The sequence below is a fragment of the Streptomyces specialis genome (assembly GCF_001493375.1).
Classification (GTDB): domain Bacteria; phylum Actinomycetota; class Actinomycetes; order Streptomycetales; family Streptomycetaceae; genus Streptomyces; species Streptomyces specialis.
The window spans coordinates 1-3,867 of sequence record NZ_LN929816.1; the positions used below are offsets into that span (position 1 = coordinate 1).

Sequence of the window (3,867 nt, forward strand, 5' to 3'; positions counted from 1 at the left end):
AGCATGTAGAGACGCTGAGGCGGGAATCAGATGGGCGGCCATTGAGCTAGATCGCTAGACTGCCACGGAGTCAGCCGAAATCTCGAAGACCCACGGCGCGGTCGGCACAAGATGTAACTAGGAGACAGGACCACGATCGCGCCCGCGCCCCCCGCCTCACCGCGCGCCGGGCGGTCAACCCCCGCGCGCGGCACTCCGGTTCATCTTCCGACCACCTCCGCGCACCGTCACCGGGCGGCCCGGGCACCCCGGGGGTACGCCGTTGTTCATCGCGGGTTCACCGGACGCCGCACAACCCGCTACCCACGGCTCGTTACATGGTGAAGTCCTTGCGGGACACCGACACCCAGCCCCCCGGGAGCCGCACCTTGGCAACTGGCCTTACTGCCGAGACCGACAGCGAGGGAGAGCGCCATGGGCGCCTGGTTGAGCACCACGCGACCGAGAAGTTCGTCCGCCGCGGACGAGCCCGCGGATGACGCCGCCGGGGACCAGATCGTCCCCGCGCAGACCCGCATACCGCTCGGCTCCAACCCCGTCGTGCTGCTCGCGGACGCGGACGAGAGAATCCGGCAGGGGCTGTCCGCCCAGCTCGCCAAGTACCAGGTGTCGGTGGTGCATTGCGCGGACGGTGCCACCGCGCTGCTGGAGGCGGGGCTGCGCAAGCCCGATGTCCTGCTCGTCTCGGCCGACCTGCCGGTGATCGACGGCGCGACCGTGCTGCGGCTGGTGCGGCGGCGGTTGTCCATCCCCGTCGTGCTCGGCGTGGGCCCGGACGACACCGCGCAGGTCGCGCCCGCGCTCGCCGCCGGCGCCAGCGCCTGCGTCGCCCGCCCCTACCGTCCGCGCGAGGTCGCGCAGTTGCTCAGCCTGGCCGACCGGGGCGCCCGGGGCTGGGACCAGCCGCTGGTGTGCGGGCCGCTGACGCTGGACCCCAGCTCGTACGAGGTGCGGATGCACGGCATGTCCACGGCCAGGCTGCCGCTGCGGGAGTTCCAGCTTCTTCACCTTTTGATGCTGCACGCGGAGAAGGTCATCACAAGGGACCGCATCCGCGCGGAGTTGTGGGGCGAGGGCGCGCGGCGGTCGAACACCATCACCGTTCACATTCGCCGCCTCCGCGAGCGCCTCGGTGACGACCCGCACCACCCGGAGATCATCCAGACCGTGCGGGGCGTGGGTTACCGTCTCGTACCGCCCAGTAGCTGATCAGAGGCGCGCGGCCCGGTGGACGCCCACCGGGCCGCGCGGCTTTCCCGGGCGCCCACGGGTCTCTTCCCGGGTGTTCTTTTCTTAACGATTCCAGCACCGTTTGTGAAACTGCCGGTTCCGCCGAACCTATCTTTCTGTTCACCTTCCGGCCCCCACTGCTTCGCTGGACGCTCCTACGTTCTCCTCGACACATTCAAGTCATCTCCACCCGGCCGGTGCGGCTGGGCTTGAGTCAAGGAGCAACGGCCATGCGCAACTGGCGCGCCAAGACCGCCGCGATAGCCGCGGTGTCCGCCCTGGCCCTGGTCACGGCCTGCAGCAGCGACAACGAGGAAGAGGGCGGCGACGGCGGCAACGGCACCTCCGGGTCGGACCTGTCGGGCACGATCTCGGGCGCGGGCGCCAGCTCGCAGGAGGCCGCGCAGGGCGCGTGGCAGGCCGGGTTCCAGTCGGCCAACCCCGATGTGACCGTCAACTACGACCCGGTCGGCTCCGGCGGTGGCCGTGAGCAGTTCGTCGCGGGCGGCACCGCCTTCGGCGGCACCGACGCCTACCTCTCGGACGAGGAGGGCGAGCTGGCCGAGGCGATCGAGCGCTGCGGCGAGCTGGTCGAGGTGCCGGTCTACGTCTCCCCGATCGCCGTCATCTTCAACCTGGACGGCATCGACACGCTCAACCTGAGCGCCTCCACGATCGCCCAGATCTTCAACCAGGAGATCACCACCTGGAACGACGAGGCCATCGCCGCCGACAACCCCGGCGTCGACCTGCCCGACACGTCGATCACCCCGGTGAACCGCTCCGACGAGTCCGGCACCACCGAGAACTTCGTCTCCTACCTGGCCGCCGCCGCCCCCGAGGACTGGACGCACGAGGTCAGCGGTGAGTGGCCGGTCTCCGGTGGCGAGGCCGCGCAGGGCACCTCCGGTGTGGTCCAGGCCGTCTCCGGCGGCGACGGCACCATCGGCTACGCCGACGCCAGCCAGGCCGGCGACCTCGGCACCGTGGCCGTCGGTGTCGGCGAGGAGTTCGTGCCGTACTCGCCCGAGGCCGCCGCCGCCGTCCTCGCCGTCTCCGAGCGCGTCGAGGGCCGGGGCGAGTACGACTTCGCCTACGACCTGGCCCGCGACACCACCGAGGCCGGCACCTACCCGATCGTCCTGGTCTCCTACGGCATCGCCTGCGCGACCTACGACGACGAGAACACCGCCAACCTGGTGCGTGAGTACTTCTCCTACATCATCAGCGACGAGGGCCAGCAGGCCGCGGCCGAGGCCGCCGGTTCCGCGCCGCTGCCGGCCGAGCTGACCGCCGAGTTCCAGACCGCGGTGGACGCCATCTCCGCCGGCTGATCCCCGCCTCCCCGGTACCCAAGGTCCGGGCGGCCCACCACAGGGTGGCCGCCCGGACTTCGGGGCATCAGGGCCTCGCTCCACGCCCGTTGAGGAATCTGATCACCCATCAGGAACTGACGGCCACTCGGAGCGACCACGACGGGGCCACGGCAGCGCGCGGAGATCCCCCGTAGTTCCCGAAGTCCCCAGCAGTTCCCCGCAGTTCTCGAAGTCCCCAGTAGTTCCCCGAAGTTCCGAGAAGTCTTCAGAAGTCTTCAGAAAGGGAGAGAGAGTGCCTCCCACCACCGAGAAGACGCCCACCCAAAAAGCGCCGCAGCGTCTGGGGGACCGGCTCTTCTCCGGCGCCTCGACCGGGGCGGGCGTGCTGATCCTCGTCACCCTGGCCGGCGTCGCGGCGTTCCTCGTGACCGAGGCGTGGCCCGCCCTCTGGGCGGACAACGAGCGGCTGCCGAACGACGAGGGGGTGATCCTCTACATCTGGCCGCTGCTGTTCGGCACCCTGATCGCGGCCTTCTTCGCGCTGATCATCGCCGCGCCGCTGGCCGTGTCGATCGCCCTGTTCATCACGCACTACGCGCCGCGCAGACTCGCGTCGACGCTGGGGTACGTCATCGACCTGCTGGCCGCCGTGCCCAGCATCATCTTCGGCCTGTGGGGCTTCTTCGAGCTGGCCCCCGCGACGGTCGGGCCGACCGAGTGGCTGGCCGACAACCTCGGCTTCATCCCGCTCTTCGAGGGCCCGGCCTCGGCGACCGGCCGCACCATGCTGGTGGTCTCCATCGTCCTCGCGGTGATGATCCTGCCCATCACGACGGCCGTCATCCGTGAGGCGTTCCTCCAGACGCCCCGGCTGCACGAAGAGGCGTCGCTGGCGCTGGGGGCGACCCGGTGGGAGATGATCCGGATGGCCGTGCTGCCGTTCGGCCGCTCCAGCATCATCGGCGGCGCGATGCTCGGGCTCGGCCGCGCGCTCGGCGAGACCATGGCCGTCGCGATCGTGCTCTCCCCGTCGCCGGACACGGTGTCGTTCAACCTCATCAGCAGCGACAACCCGTCGACGATCGCGGCCAACGTCGCGCTGAAGTTCCCGGAGTCCTCCGGGATCGACATCAACGTCCTGATCGCCTCCGGCCTCGTCCTCTTCACCGTCACGCTCGTCATCAACATGGCGGCCCGCGCGGTGATCAACCGCCGCCGCGACTTCTCGGGAGCCAACTGATGACCACCCCCACCACCTCCCTGGACAAGGACGACAAGGGGCCCGACCCCGAGGCCCTGCTCCCCGATGTCCCCCTCACCC

General features: G+C 70.1%; 3 protein-coding genes. All 3 read left to right on the forward strand.

The window, feature by feature from the left end; all coding sequences use genetic code 11:
* The first annotated feature begins 414 nt into the window (after nucleotides 1-414).
* A complete protein-coding gene (locus BN2279_RS07570; protein ID WP_234347569.1) occupies nucleotides 415-1,209 on the forward strand; it encodes a response regulator transcription factor in 795 nt (264 codons plus the stop codon).
* A gap of 251 nt (nucleotides 1,210-1,460) precedes the next feature.
* Nucleotides 1,461-2,564, forward strand: a complete 1,104-nt coding sequence (pstS, locus tag BN2279_RS07575; protein ID WP_059007738.1) for a phosphate ABC transporter substrate-binding protein PstS — start codon at nucleotides 1,461-1,463, stop codon at nucleotides 2,562-2,564.
* 274 nt (nucleotides 2,565-2,838) lie between these two features.
* Entirely contained in the window at nucleotides 2,839-3,786 is a 948-nt protein-coding gene (gene pstC, locus BN2279_RS07580; RefSeq protein ID WP_059007740.1) for a phosphate ABC transporter permease subunit PstC, read from the forward strand.
* The last annotated feature ends 81 nt before the right edge of the window (nucleotides 3,787-3,867 follow it).